This window comes from Sphingomonas jaspsi DSM 18422 (assembly GCF_000585415.1).
In the GTDB taxonomy this organism is placed as follows: Bacteria; Pseudomonadota; Alphaproteobacteria; order Sphingomonadales; family Sphingomonadaceae; genus Sphingomicrobium; species Sphingomicrobium jaspsi.
On record NZ_KK073876.1, the window covers coordinates 2384830 to 2400206 of the forward strand.

A 15377-nucleotide genomic window follows, 5' to 3' on the forward strand; every position below is an offset into this window, starting at 1 on the left:
CGGGACACATTTGGGCACCCGACCGTTTGGATGGGTCAGGAGTTTTTGACCGTTGCCCGAAACCAGACGATTGCTCGACCAAGCGGAAAGCGACCTTACATCTGCCCGCAACGCGCTGCGTGAAAGCGACCTGCGCTTCCGCACGCTCGCCGATGCCTTTCCGCACATGGTCTGGTCGACGCTGCCCGACGGCTTCCACGACTATTACAATGCGCGCTGGTACGAATTCACCGGCGTCCCCGAAGGGTCGACCGACGGCGAAGAGTGGAACGGCATGTTCCACCCTGACGATCAAGACCGGGCCTGGGCGCGCTGGCGCCATTCACTAACGACCGGCGAGCCTTACGAGATCGAATATCGGCTGCGCCACCGCAGCGGCGACTATCGCTGGGTGCTGGGCCGCGCGATGCCGATGCACGACGCGAACGGGAATATCGTTCGATGGATGGGGACCTGCACCGACATCCACGAGCAGAAGGAAACCGCCGAGCAGAACGAGATATTGAGCCGCGAGCTTAGCCACCGAATCAAGAACATCTTTTCGGTGATCGGCGGCCTCGTCGGCCTGTCCGCCCGCCGCGCGCCGGAGCACAAGGACTTTGCCGCCGCGCTGCAGGATCGCATATCGGCGCTGGGCCGGGCGCACGAACTGGTCAGGCCGCACAGCGAACGGTCGCAGATGCAGATCGAGGCCGAAAGCCTCATGGGCCTTATCCACGAAGTGCTCGCGCCCTATCCCGCGACGGCCGAGGGCCGCGTCGAGATTTCCGGCGACAATGTGCGCATCGACGATCGCGGGGCCACGCCACTAGCACTCATGATCCATGAACTTGCGACCAATGCGCACAAATATGGCGCCCTATCGCGCGACGACGGGCGGGTGAACGTCACGTCCAAATTGGTCGGCGAGCAGGTGGCGATCGAGTGGAAGGAAAGCGGCGGGCCAACCATCGCGAAGCAACCGACGCACGAAGGCTTTGGGACGAAGCTCGTCGACCTCAGCATCGTGAAGCAGCTGGGCGGCCACCTTAGCCGCGAATGGCCGGCAGAGGGCCTCGTTACGCGTGCGGAGATCCCGCTCCGATCACTCGCAAGGTAGCGATCAGGCGAACAGCTTGAGCGCGGTGGGCGGGGAAACGGGTTCGCCGGCCGCACTGCCGATCGCGTAGCGCACGGCGGCCATCAGGGTCGCGTCATCGGTCGGCTTGGTGAGGACCCCAATGGTGCCGTCGACGCCGTCCGGAATTTGTCCCGGATTGGCGGTGATGAAGATTACCCGCGTGCCTTTCGACGACAGCCGCATCCCGATTTGCGGTCCGGTCAACCCGTCGCGCAGGTTGAGGTCGACCAGCGCGAGGTCGATCGACGAATCGAAATATTGCGCCGCGGTGTCGAGGTCCGGTGCGATGTCGACGCAGGTAAATCCTTCGTGCTCGAGGATATCCTTCATGTTCCAGGCGACCAGCGCCTCGTCCTCGACGATCAAGATATTGGCGGTCATGCTTCTTCGCGAAAATGGTTGGAATATCGACTGTTAAACCTGTCCGGCTTTCATGGGTTCCCGCAAAAATCCTCGCGAAAGATTTCCTCTGTCTCAGTGTGGTGAAGAAGACATGGAACCTGGGATAGATCGGGCGCTATTCTGCTTTCAATTCAGGACGATGCCATGCCCACTGCCATCCTCACCCGAATGATCTTGCCCGAGCATACCTGCCCGTTCGGCGTCCGCGCCAAGGCGCTGCTCGAGCAAGCAGGCTATGCGGTCGACGACCGCCACCTCACGACGCGCGAAGACGTCGATGCCTTCATGGACGCGCATGGCCTTTCGACCACCCCGTTGATCGAAATCGAAGGCAAGCCCATCGGCGGATGTGACGACCTTGAAGCGTGGTTGGCCACCGAGCCCGCTTGACCCACCCCACGACGCCCGACGGTCGCTATTTCGTCGTGCGCGGGCGGCTGTGGCGCTGTTCCAATCCGACGTTGCCGGAAGGCCGGCGGCGGGCGCTGGTCGACGACCTCATGGCTGCACGCTCGGCGATTGGGACGGCACTGCGGTGTGGCGACAAGGCGGCGGAACGGCAGGCCCGCGCCCGCGTCCACTCCGCCAAGATTGCTCTCGGCGAGCGCGGCGACCCTTGGTGGGACGACGGCACCCCCGATTACAACCGACACATGGCGAAAAATTCGCCCTATGCTGACTGGTATGCGTCGCTGGACGGCGACCGCTAGGCCGAGCCGCTACTCGCCGTCGCTGGTCAGCGCCATCACGTCGATGAAACGCCCGCGGGCATCATAGCGGCAGCTGAATTTCTTGATGCCTTCGTTGCCCTTGTCGACCGTGCCGTCGACGTGGGTCGTTCCGCCCTTGCCGCGCAGCAGCTTGCCCGTGGTGACATAGATCGGCTTGGTGCCATACATGGCCGACACCTCTCCGCGGCAATAGGCCTTGCGATTTCCCGGCGCCACCGGTGCGCTCGATGCTGCCGTAAGCGCAAGCAACGATGCGGAGAGGACGGCGATCTTTGCGATGGAAAGCGACATGGACTCGACTCCTTCTTCAGTGAGCCCATGCTACGCCCGAAAGCCAGATCCGCAAAAGACCGCATGCGTCGAGAAAGGCACGTGAAGGGCGCCCTCGACTCTTTTCCCGTTTGTCGTCAATGTCCTGCCGTCACCGGCGTTGGGGGGCTCGGGCCGTGTCGGACATTTTCGTCAGCTACAAGAAGGATGACCGCGCGATCGCGGAACGGCTGGTCGCCGCATTGCGCGCTACCGGCAAGGATGTGTGGTGGGACGATGCGCTGACCCCGCACGAAGCGTGGGACGCGATGATCGAACGGCAGATCGCCGCCGCCCGCGTCGTCATCGTCCTGTGGAGCCCGCGATCGGTTCATTCGGACTGGGTCCGTAGCGAAGCCCATTATGCGCAGGACCATCACAAGATGGTGCCGGTCATGGTCGAGCATTGCTCGATCCCGCTTGCTTTCATGTTGCGCCAGGCGGTGGACCTCAGCGACGGCCGGTTCGACGACAGCAATCCGAACTGGACGAAGCTGCTCGCCTGGATCGGCGCGGTGCAGGCGGGCGATGCCGACGCCATTCCGGAAGGCAATCCGGTACCTGCCCCCGTCGCGGCCGCCGCAGCGGTGCCGGCCAAGACGTCGAGCGGCGAGCGCTGGCTTGGGCCCGCCAAGGGCCCGAAAATGTGGGCGCTGGCAGTAGTGCTGGTGGGCCTGATTGCAGTCGGTGCGTTCTTTGCGGGCGGCTCGATGAGCTTTGGAAAATCGGCCCAGCCTGACGTCTACGTCGACGCCTTCACCGTCGCGCAGGACAAGGATCTTCCGGGCAGCTTTTCCCAGGCCTTCGCGGACGAAATGAACGCGCACCTTAGCGCGGCCTCACGGATCACCCCGCTCGACGGGGACGGCCAACGCCATGCCGACGCCTACCAGATGAGCGGCAACATCCGCACCGGCGAAGGAAAATATATCCTGGTCGCGAAGGTCTTTGCGCCGGGCATCACCGCGCCGGTCCTGAGCCCGCGCATCGAGGTTCCGCTGGACGAGAAGACGACGGCCGCCAAGCAACTCGCGACCAATGCCGCGGGCATGCTGCGCTGCATTGCCACCGCCAGCGACAGCAGCGGCTCGCAGATCACCGTCCTGCCCGAAAAGGCGATTCGGCCCTGGGCGCAATATTGCCAGATGGTCTACGGCGACACCTACGACAGCGCGACGATCCAGGGCTACCTCAAGGCGACCGTCGATGCGGCGCCCGACTTCGCCAACGGCTGGTCCAACCTGGCGGAGGAGATGATCACCAACATCCTCCAGAAGCCGCAGGACGCCGACCGCCTCCGCGGCGAGTTTCGCCAGACCTATGAAAAGGCGCTGAACATCGACCCCGACAATCAGAAGGGACTGATCCTCAAGGCCATCGACCTGCTGGGGATCGCCGGGCGCGATGGCCAGCCGTCACTTTTCGTGCCCTTGGGCAATTTCCCGGAATTCGAGCGACTGGCGCTTCGGGCAAACAACGTCCGGGCGAGCGACTGCGGCTGCGAAGCGATCATTTACGGACAGACGCTGGAGATGTTCGGTCAGGTGGAAGACTCGTTGACCTATACCCGTAAGGTCATTGCCAACGATCCGTCCAATTTGCGCGCACAGAGCCGGTTGGCCGTGGCTCTCTATTCGCTGGGCCGAAAGGAGGAAGGACGGCAGGCGCTGGACATGGCCCTGAAGAACTGGCCGGACTCCAAGAGACTGGTCCAGACGACGGCGGCCTTGGCGGTCGCGGACCGCGACTGGGCTAAAGCCGCTGAATTTTTGGGCAAGGCACGTGAATTTCCCAGTCGCAATGAATTGATCCAATTGCTGACGGCATTGAAGAACGGTGACACCGCCGGCGCCGAAGGTGCCGCAAAAACCACGGCGGCCGCCCTTAACAACAGCGATTTCATTCCCGGCATTACGGCAATGGCGCTCGCGGCCAGCGGACACGACGCTGACCTGATGCCCAATGTGCAGCGGCTGGTGAACCGTTACGGCGCCAACAACTTGGACGTCGCATGGCTGCCGGGGATGCAGGGGCTGCGGTCTAGGCCCGAGTTTTTGGAACTGGCCAAACGCGCAAATCTGTTCGGATATTGGCGGCAGCCCAACCATCGGCCGGACGTCTGTGAAGGATCCAACCCCGAGGCGTTCTGCAAACTGATCTAGTATCTGGTCGCTAGTGCGCGATAGACGCGATATTCGCCGTCTTCGGTGACGCTTTCTTGCGACCCATGGACCAGTTGGCCTGGAGCCTGACCTGCGGATTGGGGACGCACCACACTTCGCCGCCTTCGTCCATGCCGGTTACCCAGAGCAGGTTATGCTCAGGGCCGTAATCGATCACCGCAAAGGCCATACCGCTGCCGCGGTCGACGATGTGGACGGGGATGGGCGGGTCTAACTGGGTGAAGCACATGCACAGCTAAACCATTGAGGCGACGCTGCGTTCCCGGCGGATGCTCAGGCCAGCGTGCGCCGCTGCGTTTCCCGGATCCAAGGCATGATCGACGACCAGGCCAGTTCTTCCATCAGTTCGATCCCGGCCAGTCGTTCCCGCTGCCACACGACCACGCCGCTCGGCATGTTCAGGCCGTCGATGAACAGGCTGACGAAGGTGTCGCGCGCGGGCAGGCCGTCGCCCTCGATCTGCAGGCCTTGTGCACTGATGTTTCGAAGGGTCGCTGCGGCTAGGTTGGGACCCCATTTCACGCCGACATGGCAGCGAAGCTCGACCCGCGGCATCTTGCGCCGTTCGCTGGTCTGGGCGACCAGCTTGCGATTGAGCAGTGCCATCATGTCGATCGGCTGCTTGAAGCGCACGCCCGCCTCATCGCCCACCGTCCACGCTATCGTGCCGGCGGCGCGTTGGCCGGTCACCAGCTCGATCGCGATCTCGCCGCCGACAGCGCGCGACGCGGCGCCCCTGATCGTGGCGCCGAGGGGGGAAATCTTGCTGATGGCACAGGATCGCGCCTCCCCGCCTTCGTACACGGTGACAGGATCGAGCGCGCCGAGCCGGTCCGCCGGAAGCGAATCCGCGGGCCACGGCACATCGGCCGTCATGACGAACGTGGTGACTGAAGGGCGCTCGGCCATCATCCCTCCGGCGTGGACGGGCGAAAGCCTTGCGCGCCAAGGCCTAAAGAGTTGCTAACGCGCGTCGGGATTTTCGTCGAAAAGCCATTTGGCCGTCAGGGCGCCGATTGCCGCTCCGACGAGCTGGGCAGCGATGAACGCGGGAACGTCGATCGGCGCGATGCCGGCAAAGCTGTCGCTCAGGCTGCGGACGATCGTGATCGCCGGATTGGCGAAACTGGTCGAGCTGGTGAACCAATAGGCCGACACGATGTACAGGGCAACCGACGGGGCGACCCATTCCTTGCGGTGCCTGACGGTGCCGATGATGGTGAGGATAAGACCGAAGGTAGCAACCAACTCGCCGCTCCATTGGCCGATGCCGGCGCGCAATTTGGTCGAGGTCTGCAGGATCGGCAGGTCGAACATCAGGTGGACGGCAAATGCGCCTAGCAGGCCGCCGATAAGCTGCGCCGCGACATAGGGAACAAGCTCCCCCCAGGCCAATTCGCCGCGGGACGCCATGACGCCACTTACGGCGGGATTGAAATGTGCCCCGCTGATCGGCCCGAGCATGGAGATCAGCACGAACAGCATCGCGCCGGTCGCCAAGGTGTTGGCCAGCAGCGCTACGGCAACGTTTCCGCCGCTGAGGGTCTCGGCCATTACGCCCGACCCGATCACTGCTGAGAACAGGAAGAAGCTGCCCACGGCCTCCGCCGCCAGTCGCCGCGCGAGGCTCATTGGCTCGCCGCCTGTTCGACGACCAGGATTCGGGCCTCACCCTTGGGATGGGCAACATGCTCGTCGCCCTCCTCCATCCACACACCCTTGCCGGCGGTCAGTGAGACGATCTCGACCGGCGCGTCGGGCCCGGCGCGGACATGCATGTCCACTTCGCCAGCCAGGACGAGGAACAGTTCCGGCCCGTCATTGCGATGCCAGCGAAACGCGGAGTTGATCCAGCGGAACTTGACCGCCGCATCTTCAATGCCGGTAAAGGTGGGTCCGCTCCAGTCGGTCGGCCCGGCAAGCGCGCTCGTGTCGATAATCTTCACGGGATCAGCCTCCGCAGCTCGGCGCGCAGCACTGGCCGGCGGCGGCGTTCAGCGAAACGGCATCGAGCGCCGGGCTGTCGCCATAGACGGTGGCCTCGCCGCTGGTGTGAAAGGTTTCCCACACGACGCCGTCGGGGTCGCTGATCCAGCTCTTCTCGCTCTTGGCATAGCAGCAGGTCGTGGCACCTTCTTCCAGCACCGGCCGGCCCGCGTCCTTAAGCATCCCGTAGACCTGCTGCAGCTCTTCGGTCGTTTCGGCCTGGATACCGAGATGTTCGATCCCCTTCACCGCGTGGTGGCCCGACGAGATGGCGAAATTGACGCGCGGATCGTCGAGCATCCACTTGGCATAGTCGTGCTTGGTGACGGTCGGCGCTACGCCGAACAGCGTGGAATAAAAGGCGATCGACTGGTCGAGGTCGGTCACGCCGACGTGAACGTGGAATCGTTTCATGCGCATTCTCCTCGGGGTTCGGAAGGAACCGCGCACCCTTCGCCCGCGCAGCAATTTTCCATGAGGTAAGCGACCAGCCGGTCCATCGCGGCGTAGTCGGCGGTGTAAATCAGCGAACGGCCGTCGCGGCGTTGGGCGATGAGACCCGCCTTCTGCAGCTGGGCGAGATGAAATGAGAGCGACGAGTTGGGCACCCCCAGCCGATCAGCGATCCGGCCTGCTGACATGCCGGAGCGCCCGGCCTGCACCAACAGGCGGAACAGGTCCAAGCGATGCTCCTGGGCCAATGCCCCCAATGCCTCGACGGCTTCGTTCTTCACCAAGACAGACCGCCTTTCATTTCGATATCAGTGGAAATATCCTACGTTCGTTTGGCGCGCAAGATATTTCGACCTTTGTCGAAATGACGACCGATCAAGGTGGAGCTGGCTTCCAGTCAAGGTGACGCGCCGACGTCTCCGTCTATCGACATGTCGATCATCGAACATTGTCAGGGGGAACCATGCTTCGTCTGTTGAGAGCCTTCATTCTGTCGCTGTCGCTACTGTATGCGATGCCCGCGACGGCGCAGTCGGCCTGCGCGTCGACATTCCAAAAGTCGGGCAACCCGATCCTGGGCCTGAAATTCCGCGCGAGCGAGAGCGTCCGCGATCTAAGCGCGGCCAATGCCATCAACCAGCTGAAGGGGATCATGACGGGCCGCGGCTACGACATCATCCTGGCCGAACCCGAAGCAGGATCGATGCTGGCCGAACAGCCCTTGAGCGGCAAGGCCCGCGCCATCCCGTTCGAAATCAACGCCGTCGCCCAGAACGGCGTCGCCACCGTGACGATCGAGGCAAAGATGAAGGCCGCGATGTTCACCAAGGAAGCCGATGCCAAGACCGAAATCTGCACCATCCTGGGCATGATGAAGGGTGGCAAGGCCGGCCTGGCACTCGCCGTCGCCGGTGCTCGCGGTGGCAATCTCGGCAATGGCGCGCCGGTCGCGATCAGCGCCCTGGAATTTTCGCACCAGATCAGCAAGGACGCCGAACGCAACGCGGCAGCCATCCCGCTCCGCTACAAGGGCAAGGTGTTCACGCTGAGCGGCACGGTCGACTATGTCATGCGCGACGGCCAATATTTGCGCGTGGCCTTCCAGATTCCCCAGCCCTGGAACGAACTGATCCAGCTGCCCAATGCAGCCAAGTTCAAGACCGACCTAAGCTGCCTGATGGCGCCCGGAACCGGTGTCTACGCGCTTCAGTTGAAGCCCGGCAAATCGGTCAAGCTGACCGGGACCTTCTACGAATATCGCGAGATCAATCCGGCCGCATGGTTCAAGGACTGCCGTCCGGAACGCTGAATTGAGGCAGGGCGTCCGGTAGACGGGCGCCCTGCCACCATTTCGTCAGACCCTAATAATTGTAGCCGGGTCGATAGTAGCGCGCGGCCTGGTCGGCCCTCGCCCGCTGGTTCATCGAACATTTGCGGTCGGCGCTGACGCGGTTGCCGTAGCGGTTGTAATAGACGTCGCAGCCGTCGCGGAAACGGATGTGCAGGCCGCCGTCATAGGACGGCAGAAGGTTGATGTCGTTCCATTGCCCGCCCGGATACCAGCCGCCGCCGCCGGGATAATAGCCGCTCTGGCGGCGCCAGTTGGCGTGAGCGTTGTCGGCAAGGCTGCGCTGACGGCTGTTGCAGCCGCCGTCGCTGCGCAAGTGGCGGCCGAGTTGGTCGTAATAAACCCGGCAATTGTCGGCGAAGCGGACGCGGTCCCAGCGGATGTCCGTGATGCGGGAATCGCCGCCACCGATACCGCCGTTGGGATAGTTGGGACGATATCCGCCGCCGACATAACTGCGGATCGCGTAATCGGCCTGGTTGCGCTGGGCGTAGCTACAGCTGCGGTCGGCGAACTGGAAACGGCCGTTGCCATTGTAATGGACGGTGCAGGGTCCACCGAATTCGACGTTGAGGTCGCCATTGTTCTGGCGAACCACGCGCTGGGCGGATGCGGGTGAGGCAATGGCGGTAACTGCGATGGCAGCGACGATCAGGCCGGTTCGAGCTAGTCTCATTGGCTTCTCCTCGGTTCGACTGGGCGAATCCTTTGTTCGCGATGCACAGCGAACGACTCGCTGACCCGGTCGATGATAACCTCAACCGCAGCGATATCTAACCGAAGGGCTTTTCCGCTACTTAGTCGTCCCGGACGCTCAGCCCCGGCTATCGCCGCTGCCGCTGTGCGCGTCTTCCGGCTGCGCGGATGCGGCGCCCTTGGCACTCAGCTCCATCCAGTCGCGGAACGGCAGGCCGTAAAGCATGTCCATGACCTCGAACTCCAGCCCGCCGGGCTGCGACGTATTGCTGTTCCACAGCGCCACGACGCCGCTTTTGAGCTTGGGATCGAACAGGATCAGCGAGCGATAGCCCTCCACCCCGCCGCGATGGCCGACGATGTGGTGTCCGGCATAGTCGTAACTGCGCCAGCCGAGGCCGTACATCGGGTCATGCAAGCGTTCCAGGAACTTGCGCATGCGCCCGCGCTCGTTGGGCGTCGCCACGATCGGCTGATGGATGGTGTCGAGCAGGCGTGCATCGAGGACGTCGGGCCGTGTCCCCATCTGCGCCAGCATCCACAGCGCCATGTCCTTGATGTTGCTGTTGACGCCGCCCGCGGCGGGCACGCGATAGTAATTGTCGTTCACGGTCAGGACGCGGCGACCGACCGAATGCGGCTTGGCCCAGCTCTTCGCCTTCAGCAGCCCGTCCATCGTCACCGACGCCGACGTCATGCCCAGCGGCTGGAACAGCGCACGCACGACCTCGTCCTGGTAGCGTACGCCGGTCACCTTGGCGACGATCTCGCTAGCCGAATCGTAGGCGACGTTCTGGTAACTCCAGCAGGTGCCGGGCCGGCAGGTGCTGTTCAGCGTCTGGAGGCTGGAGCGCAGGACCGTCACGTCCTGCCCTTCCTCAAGCTTGTTGTCGAAGGCGTTGCGGTAAAGCCCAAGGCGGTGGCTCAGGGCGTCGGCGACGGTCGCCACCCGCTCATTGCCGCCAGGCAGCTTGAGCGAAGGCGCGACGGTGTAGATCGGCTGGTTGAGGCTGAGCTTATTCTGTTCGGCGAGCTTGGCGACCATCGTCGAGGCGACGCCTTTCGACACTGAAGCCCAGCGGAAAACGGTTTCCGGCGAAACCTTGTCGCCGCTGCCTTCCTCCGTCTCGCCGTAGCCGCGCAGGAAGGTGATCCGGCCGTTTTCGACGATGCCGACGGCAAGCCCGACCATCGACGGCTTTTCCGCCATCAGCTCGAAACGACGGTCGAGCGAGGCATAGTCGATCCGCTTGCGATTGGCGGGCTCCACGGTCGACAGAAGCGCGACGGCGCGCGTGTTGATCGCTTGGCCCTGGCTGGCCGCGCTCGACGATTCATGTTTGAAAGGCTGGAAGAGCAGCGTCGCCGCCGCAATCGTGCCGAGGGCACCCAAACCGAGCTTTGTCCGAAAATTCAACGCCTTCACGTCCTCCCCGGATTCGCCATGACCGAGCCATTCGCTGCGCTCAACGTCCCTTTCGTGCGCTTGCGGCGAAGCGATTCAGGGCTGCGGCGAACGGCGATGCTAGCCAGTTCGGACAACCCGGCCTAAAGGCATGGAACGCGGGGAGTGACCATGCAGTTTCTGAAAACACTGTTCTGGATCGTCGTGGCCGTGTCGATCGCCATTTTTGCGAGCAACAATTGGTCCGATGTGACGCTTAACCTGTGGGCCGAACTGCAGGCCGACATCAAATTGCCTGTCCTGCTCGCGATCCTGTTCCTGCTTGGCTTCCTGCCGACCTACTTCGTGATGCGGGGCAGGATCTGGGCGTTGCAGCGCAAGCTGATTTTGGCCGAACGCCCGGTGGTGGCGGCCCCACCCGCGCCCGTTGCCCATGAGCCGCAAGAGGAACAAGCCGAATGACCAGCCCCATCTATGTCGCGATCGACACGCCCGACATGGACAAGGCCCGGGCCATCGCCAAGGCGGTCGCGCGCCATGCCGGGGGCATCAAACTGGGCCTGGAATTCTTCAATCACAACGGCCGCGCCGGGGTGATGGAACTGGCCGATCTGGGGCTGCCGGTATTCCTCGACCTGAAGCTCCACGACATCCCCAACACCGTCGCCAAGGCCATCCAGGCCCTGAGCCCGCTGACCCCTGCCGTGCTGACGATCCATGCGTCGGGCGGGCGCGCCATGATGGAAGATGCCAAGGCCGCAGCGCCTTTGGGAACCAAAGTTGTCGGCGTCACCATGCTGACCAGCCTCGACGAAAGCGACCTCGCCGCGACCGGCGTCAAGGGCAGCCCGCACGACCATGTCGAACGGCTGGCCGCACTGGCCAAGGAAGCGGGCCTCGACGGCATCGTCTGTTCAGGCAATGAAGTGGCGGCGGCGCGCAAGGCGTGGCGCGACGGCTTCTTCGTTGTCCCCGGCATCCGCCCCGCCGATGCCAGCGTCGGCGACCAGAAGCGCGTGATGACCCCGCGTAGCGCGATGGACGCGGGCGCATCGATCCTGGTCATCGGACGCCCCATCACCCAGGCCGAGGATCCCGCCGATGCCGTAAGGGCAATCTCGGCGACGCTGTAGACTTCGCGCGGCTGGACGACTAACCCCCCCGCGCCGAACCTTTGAGGGATTGATATTCGATGAGCTGGCTGAGCCGAGTCCGCAATGGCATCCAGTCGCTGACCAAGCGGCAGAGCGAGGACAATTTGTGGCACAAGTGCCGCAAGTGCGCGACGATGGTGTTCACCAAGGAATGGGCGGAAAACGACTATGTCTGCCCGCGCTGCGACCATCATGACCGGGTCGGACCCAAGGTCCGCTTCGACGCCCTGTTCGACAGCAAGCGCTATGAGGAATTGCCGAGCCCCGAAGTTCGCGAAGACCCGCTGAAGTTCCGCGACACCAAGCGCTACACCGACCGTATCAAGGCCGCCCGCGCCGCGACCGACGAGCGCGACGCGCTGATCAACGCCTTCGGCAAGATCGATGGCAAGGCCGCGGTCGTCGGCGTGCAGGACTTTGCTTTCATGGGGGGATCGATGGGCGTGGCGGTCGGCGCCGCCTTCGTCAAGGGCGTCGAAAAGGCGATCCAGCTGAAATGCCCCTACATCCTGTTCACCGCAGCCGGCGGCGCGCGCATGCAGGAAGGCATTTTGTCGCTGATGCAGATGCCCCGCACCACCGTGGCACTGGCGCAGCTGCGCGAAGCGGGCCTGCCCTACATCGTCGTGTTGACAGACCCCACCACCGGCGGCGTTACCGCCAGCTACGCCATGCTGGGCGACGTCCAGATTGCCGAGCCCGGCGCGCTCATCGGCTTTGCCGGCCAGCGCGTGATCGAACAGACGATCCGTGAAAAGCTGCCCGAGGGCTTCCAGCGCGCCGAATATCTCCTCGAGCATGGCATGATCGACATGGTCGTCCACCGCCACAAACTGAAGGAAGAGCTGGCGCGGCTGATCGATTACCTCACGCCCGACACCGGCAAGGGGAAGAAGGCGGCCTGATGGCCGACTTCGCGAGGTCCGCCGACCCGCGTGTGCAAGCGGAGCTCGACCGGCTGCACAAGATCGGCCCGGGCGCGGACGTCCTCGGCCTCGATCGGATATCGCGTCTGCTGGAGCGGCTCGGGCGGCAGCAGGACCGGTTGCCGCCGGTTTTCCATGTGGCCGGAACCAACGGCAAGGGATCGACCTGCGCCTTCCTGCGCGCGATGCTGGAGGCGGCGGGCTACCGCGTCCATGTCTTCACCAGTCCGCACCTCGTCCGCTTCAACGAGCGCATCCGCATCGCGGGAAAGCTGGTTGAGGATAGCGAACTGGCCGACCTGCTGGCCGAAGTGCGCGAGGCGGGCGCGGATATCGGCCCCAGCTTTTTCGAAGCGACCACCGCGGCCGCCTTCCTCGCCTTTGCGCGCCATCCGGCCGATGCCTGCATTATCGAAGTCGGCCTCGGCGGCAGGCTCGACGCGACCAATGTCATCGAACGGCCGCTTGTGACCGGCATCGCCAGCCTCGGCATCGATCACCGCCAGTTCCTCGGCGACACCTTGGGCGAGATTGCAAGGGAGAAAGCGGGCATCGCCAAGCCCGGCGTGCCGATGGTGACTCTGGCGTATGAGCCAGAAGCCGAAGCCGCGATCGATGCGCGGCTCGCCGCTGTCAATGTCGAGCGAGTCAGGCTCGGCGAACAGTGGCAGGCCGCGCCCTCCCACACCGGCTTTCATTTCCGCGACCAGCATGGCGCGCTCGACCTGCCTCACCCCGGCCTTCCCGGCGATCACCAGATGCTGAATGCCGGGCTGGCGCTGGCGATGCTGCGGCGCCAGGCCGCTCTTCCGGTCAGTGACGCAGCGGCCCGCCAGGGCATCGCCGCGGCCCGCTGGCCCGCGCGGCTTCAGCGTCTGACAAGCGGTAAACTGGTCGACCGTCTGCCGCGCGGGATCGAAGTCATTCTCGACGGTGCCCACAACCGCAATGCTGCCGAGGCGGTCGCCAAGGCGTTGCGCGGTGGCGGACCAATCAACATCGTCACCGGCATTCTGCGCAACCGCGGAACCGATGAGGTGCTCGCGCCCTTCGCCGGGATGGCCAAACGCCTGCTGGCCGTCCCGCTTTCTGGCCACGACCATCACGACCCGCGCGACATCATCTGGCAAGCCGGCGAGATGTTGGGCGTCAAGGGCGGCTCGCCCGCCGACAACGTCGGACAAGCGTTCGACTGGCTCGCCGGGTTGATGGCCAAAGACGGCGTCGAGCCCGGCGAACGGGTGCTCATCGTCGGGTCACTCTATCTGGCTGGTGCCGTCCTCGAAGCGAACGGCACCCTGCCCGATTAGGCCTCTTCCTTCCTTGCGTCGCCTTCGCCTTCGATGCCCGCCGTGCCAATCGAACTGTCGACCAAACCCATCCGCATCATGATCCAGAACAGGATGATGCCCGGCACCGCAGCCGCTGTCGTCAGCAGGTAGAAGTTGAAATAGCCGAAGGTGTCGATCATCGAACCGGCGGTGGTGCCCGTGAGGAACCGCCCAACGATGCTCGCCGCCGCCGAGATCAGCGCATATTGCGCAGCCGTGAAGCGCAGGTCGCACAATGCCGAGAAATAGGCGACGACGCAGACTCCGCCGATCCCGCTGGCGATGTTCTCGAACCCGATCGCACCGGCCATGCCCAGATTGGAATGGCCACCCAGCGACAACAGCGCGAAGCTGAAGTTGCTGACAGCCATCAGGATCAGGCTGACCAGCACCGACCGCTTCATGCCCATTCGGGTGTACATCATGCCGCCGATGAAGATGCCGACAAGATAGGCCCAGAAGCCCACTCCGACGTCCCACAGCGCGATTTCGTCATTTGTGAATTTCAGGTCGTCGAACAGCAAGCGGAAGGTGAGGTTCGCCAGCGTGTCGCCGATCTTGTGGAGCAGGATGAACAGCAGGACGAGGAACGCACCCTTGCGTTTGAAAAATTCCACAAACGGCTTCCACACTGCTTCGACGGTCCGGGCCAAGCCGGGCTTGCCCTTGGCCTCGCGGTGCCGGACGGGTTCGCCGAACAATAGTGCCGCGAGCATCGCCGGAAGGGCCAGCGCGGCGCAGGCCAGGTAGGCCGCCTGCCAGTCGTAGCGCGCCGCGACGACCAGGGCCAAAGCGCCCGCCCCGGCCGACCCGATGCGCCAGCCATATTGGCTCATGCCCGACCCGACGCCCAACTGACGCGGCTCCAATGCCTCGATGCGGAAGGCGTCGATGACGATATCGAAGCTGGCGCCGGCCACCCCGACGAGGATCGCGGCGAACACTACGGCTTCGATGCCGTCCTTCGCCGGATCCACCAGCGCCAGATGGGCGACCGCAGCCATGACCGCGACACCTGTTACCAGCATCCAGCTGACCCGCTGTCCTAGCCGACCGAGCACGGGCAGGCGCACGCCGTCGATGATCCATGCCCAGAGGAATTTGAAGTTGTAGGCAAGGAACACCAGCGTGAACGCGGTGATGGTCGATTTGTCGATCCCGTCCTGCTTCAGGCGGGTGGTTAGCGTCGCGCCGATCATGGCGTAAGGAAATCCGGACGAAATTCCGAGGAAGAGCGCTGCGAGCGGCGCCTTTTCAAGATAGGGCCTGACCCCGTCCACCCAGCTCGTCTTGCGGCCGGCTGCCAACTCGCTCACACCATTTCTCCCCACGG

At 63.9% G+C, this 15377-nt stretch carries 20 protein-coding genes; 9 read left to right on the forward strand and 11 right to left on the reverse strand.

All coding sequences use genetic code 11. The features are described 5' to 3' along the window. Positions 1 to 52 precede the first annotated feature (52 nt). A complete protein-coding gene (locus G570_RS12140) occupies positions 53 to 1099 on the forward strand; it encodes a PAS domain-containing protein (RefSeq protein WP_084607702.1) in 1047 nt (348 codons plus the stop codon). 3 nt (positions 1100 to 1102) lie between these two features. Here the strand turns inward: G570_RS12140 and G570_RS12145 are convergent, their stop codons facing one another. Further along, the gene (locus G570_RS12145) at positions 1103 to 1501 is read right to left on the reverse strand and encodes a response regulator (protein ID WP_037502739.1); all 399 of its coding nucleotides are present in this window, start codon (positions 1499 to 1501) and stop codon (positions 1103 to 1105) included. A gap of 165 nt (positions 1502 to 1666) precedes the next feature. Between G570_RS12145 and G570_RS12150 the strand changes: the two genes are divergently transcribed. Next, complete coding sequence (locus tag G570_RS12150) at positions 1667 to 1912, forward strand: glutaredoxin family protein (RefSeq protein WP_037502741.1); 246 nt, start codon at positions 1667 to 1669, stop codon at positions 1910 to 1912. Continuing rightward, entirely contained in the window at positions 1909 to 2232 is a 324-nt protein-coding gene (locus G570_RS12155) for a hypothetical protein (protein ID WP_037502744.1), read from the forward strand. The genes G570_RS12150 and G570_RS12155 overlap by 4 nt, the downstream gene beginning before the upstream one ends. A 9-nt stretch (positions 2233 to 2241) precedes the next feature. Here G570_RS12155 and G570_RS12160 read toward each other — a convergent pair whose 3' ends face one another. Continuing rightward, the gene (locus G570_RS12160) at positions 2242 to 2544 is read right to left on the reverse strand and encodes a hypothetical protein (RefSeq protein ID WP_051504419.1); all 303 of its coding nucleotides are present in this window, start codon (positions 2542 to 2544) and stop codon (positions 2242 to 2244) included. Between the two features lie 155 nt (positions 2545 to 2699). Between G570_RS12160 and G570_RS12165 the strand changes: the two genes are divergently transcribed. Beyond that, positions 2700 to 4724 (forward strand): toll/interleukin-1 receptor domain-containing protein, encoded by a 2025-nt coding sequence (locus G570_RS12165; RefSeq protein ID WP_037502747.1) that lies wholly within the window; start codon positions 2700 to 2702, stop codon positions 4722 to 4724. Positions 4725 to 4734: 10 nt separating this feature from the next. On the opposite strand, the gene G570_RS12170 is transcribed toward G570_RS12165, so the two are convergent. The 6 genes from G570_RS12170 to G570_RS12195 are packed head-to-tail and all read right to left on the reverse strand — an operon-like array spanning position 4735 to position 7468. Next, complete coding sequence (locus tag G570_RS12170) at positions 4735 to 4974, reverse strand: hypothetical protein (RefSeq protein ID WP_037502749.1); 240 nt, start codon at positions 4972 to 4974, stop codon at positions 4735 to 4737. Between the two features lie 44 nt (positions 4975 to 5018). Then, complete coding sequence (locus G570_RS12175) at positions 5019 to 5654, reverse strand: PilZ domain-containing protein (RefSeq protein WP_169731758.1); 636 nt, start codon at positions 5652 to 5654, stop codon at positions 5019 to 5021. 54 nt (positions 5655 to 5708) lie between these two features. Beyond that, the gene (locus G570_RS12180) at positions 5709 to 6377 is read right to left on the reverse strand and encodes an aquaporin (RefSeq protein WP_037502755.1); all 669 of its coding nucleotides are present in this window, start codon (positions 6375 to 6377) and stop codon (positions 5709 to 5711) included. Next, positions 6374 to 6691, reverse strand: coding sequence for a cupin domain-containing protein (locus tag G570_RS12185; RefSeq protein ID WP_037502757.1), 318 nt, complete (start codon positions 6689 to 6691; stop codon positions 6374 to 6376). Before G570_RS12185 ends, G570_RS12180 begins: the two co-directional genes overlap by 4 nt. A gap of 4 nt (positions 6692 to 6695) precedes the next feature. Further along, complete coding sequence (locus G570_RS12190) at positions 6696 to 7145, reverse strand: ArsI/CadI family heavy metal resistance metalloenzyme (RefSeq protein WP_037502759.1); 450 nt, start codon at positions 7143 to 7145, stop codon at positions 6696 to 6698. Further along, positions 7142 to 7468, reverse strand: a complete 327-nt coding sequence (locus G570_RS12195) for an ArsR/SmtB family transcription factor (protein ID WP_037502760.1) — start codon at positions 7466 to 7468, stop codon at positions 7142 to 7144. Before G570_RS12195 ends, G570_RS12190 begins: the two co-directional genes overlap by 4 nt. A gap of 179 nt (positions 7469 to 7647) precedes the next feature. On the opposite strand from G570_RS12195, the gene G570_RS12200 reads away from it, so the two are divergent. Then, a complete protein-coding gene (locus G570_RS12200; protein ID WP_037502762.1) occupies positions 7648 to 8493 on the forward strand; it encodes a hypothetical protein in 846 nt (281 codons plus the stop codon). Positions 8494 to 8545: 52 nt separating this feature from the next. Here the strand turns inward: G570_RS12200 and G570_RS12205 are convergent, their stop codons facing one another. Then, positions 8546 to 9208 carry a hypothetical protein gene (locus G570_RS12205; protein ID WP_156930445.1) on the reverse strand — a complete coding sequence of 221 codons (663 nt, stop codon included), beginning with the start codon at positions 9206 to 9208 and terminating at the stop codon, positions 8546 to 8548. A gap of 138 nt (positions 9209 to 9346) precedes the next feature. Further along, a complete protein-coding gene (locus G570_RS12210; protein WP_156930446.1) occupies positions 9347 to 10645 on the reverse strand; it encodes a serine hydrolase domain-containing protein in 1299 nt (432 codons plus the stop codon). 159 nt (positions 10646 to 10804) lie between these two features. Here G570_RS12210 and G570_RS12215 point away from each other — a divergent pair, with 159 nt between their 5' ends. Genes G570_RS12215 through G570_RS12230 form a run of 4 tightly spaced genes read left to right on the forward strand, consistent with a single transcriptional unit; the run spans position 10805 to position 14023 of the window. Then, on the forward strand, positions 10805 to 11095 hold the full coding sequence (locus G570_RS12215; RefSeq protein WP_037502768.1) for a LapA family protein: 291 nt from the start codon (positions 10805 to 10807) through the stop codon (positions 11093 to 11095). Continuing rightward, on the forward strand, positions 11092 to 11766 hold the full coding sequence (gene pyrF / locus G570_RS12220) for an orotidine-5'-phosphate decarboxylase (protein WP_037502770.1): 675 nt from the start codon (positions 11092 to 11094) through the stop codon (positions 11764 to 11766). Before G570_RS12215 ends, pyrF begins: the two co-directional genes overlap by 4 nt. Before the next feature lie 59 nt (positions 11767 to 11825). Continuing rightward, a complete protein-coding gene (gene accD, locus G570_RS12225) occupies positions 11826 to 12692 on the forward strand; it encodes an acetyl-CoA carboxylase, carboxyltransferase subunit beta (RefSeq protein WP_037502773.1) in 867 nt (288 codons plus the stop codon). Next, positions 12692 to 14023 (forward strand): bifunctional folylpolyglutamate synthase/dihydrofolate synthase, encoded by a 1332-nt coding sequence (locus G570_RS12230; protein WP_037502776.1) that lies wholly within the window; start codon positions 12692 to 12694, stop codon positions 14021 to 14023. The genes accD and G570_RS12230 overlap by 1 nt, the downstream gene beginning before the upstream one ends. On the opposite strand, the gene G570_RS12235 is transcribed toward G570_RS12230, so the two are convergent. Further along, a complete protein-coding gene (locus tag G570_RS12235; RefSeq protein WP_037502779.1) occupies positions 14020 to 15360 on the reverse strand; it encodes an AmpG family muropeptide MFS transporter in 1341 nt (446 codons plus the stop codon). The genes G570_RS12230 and G570_RS12235 overlap by 4 nt on opposite strands. Positions 15361 to 15377 lie beyond the last annotated feature (17 nt).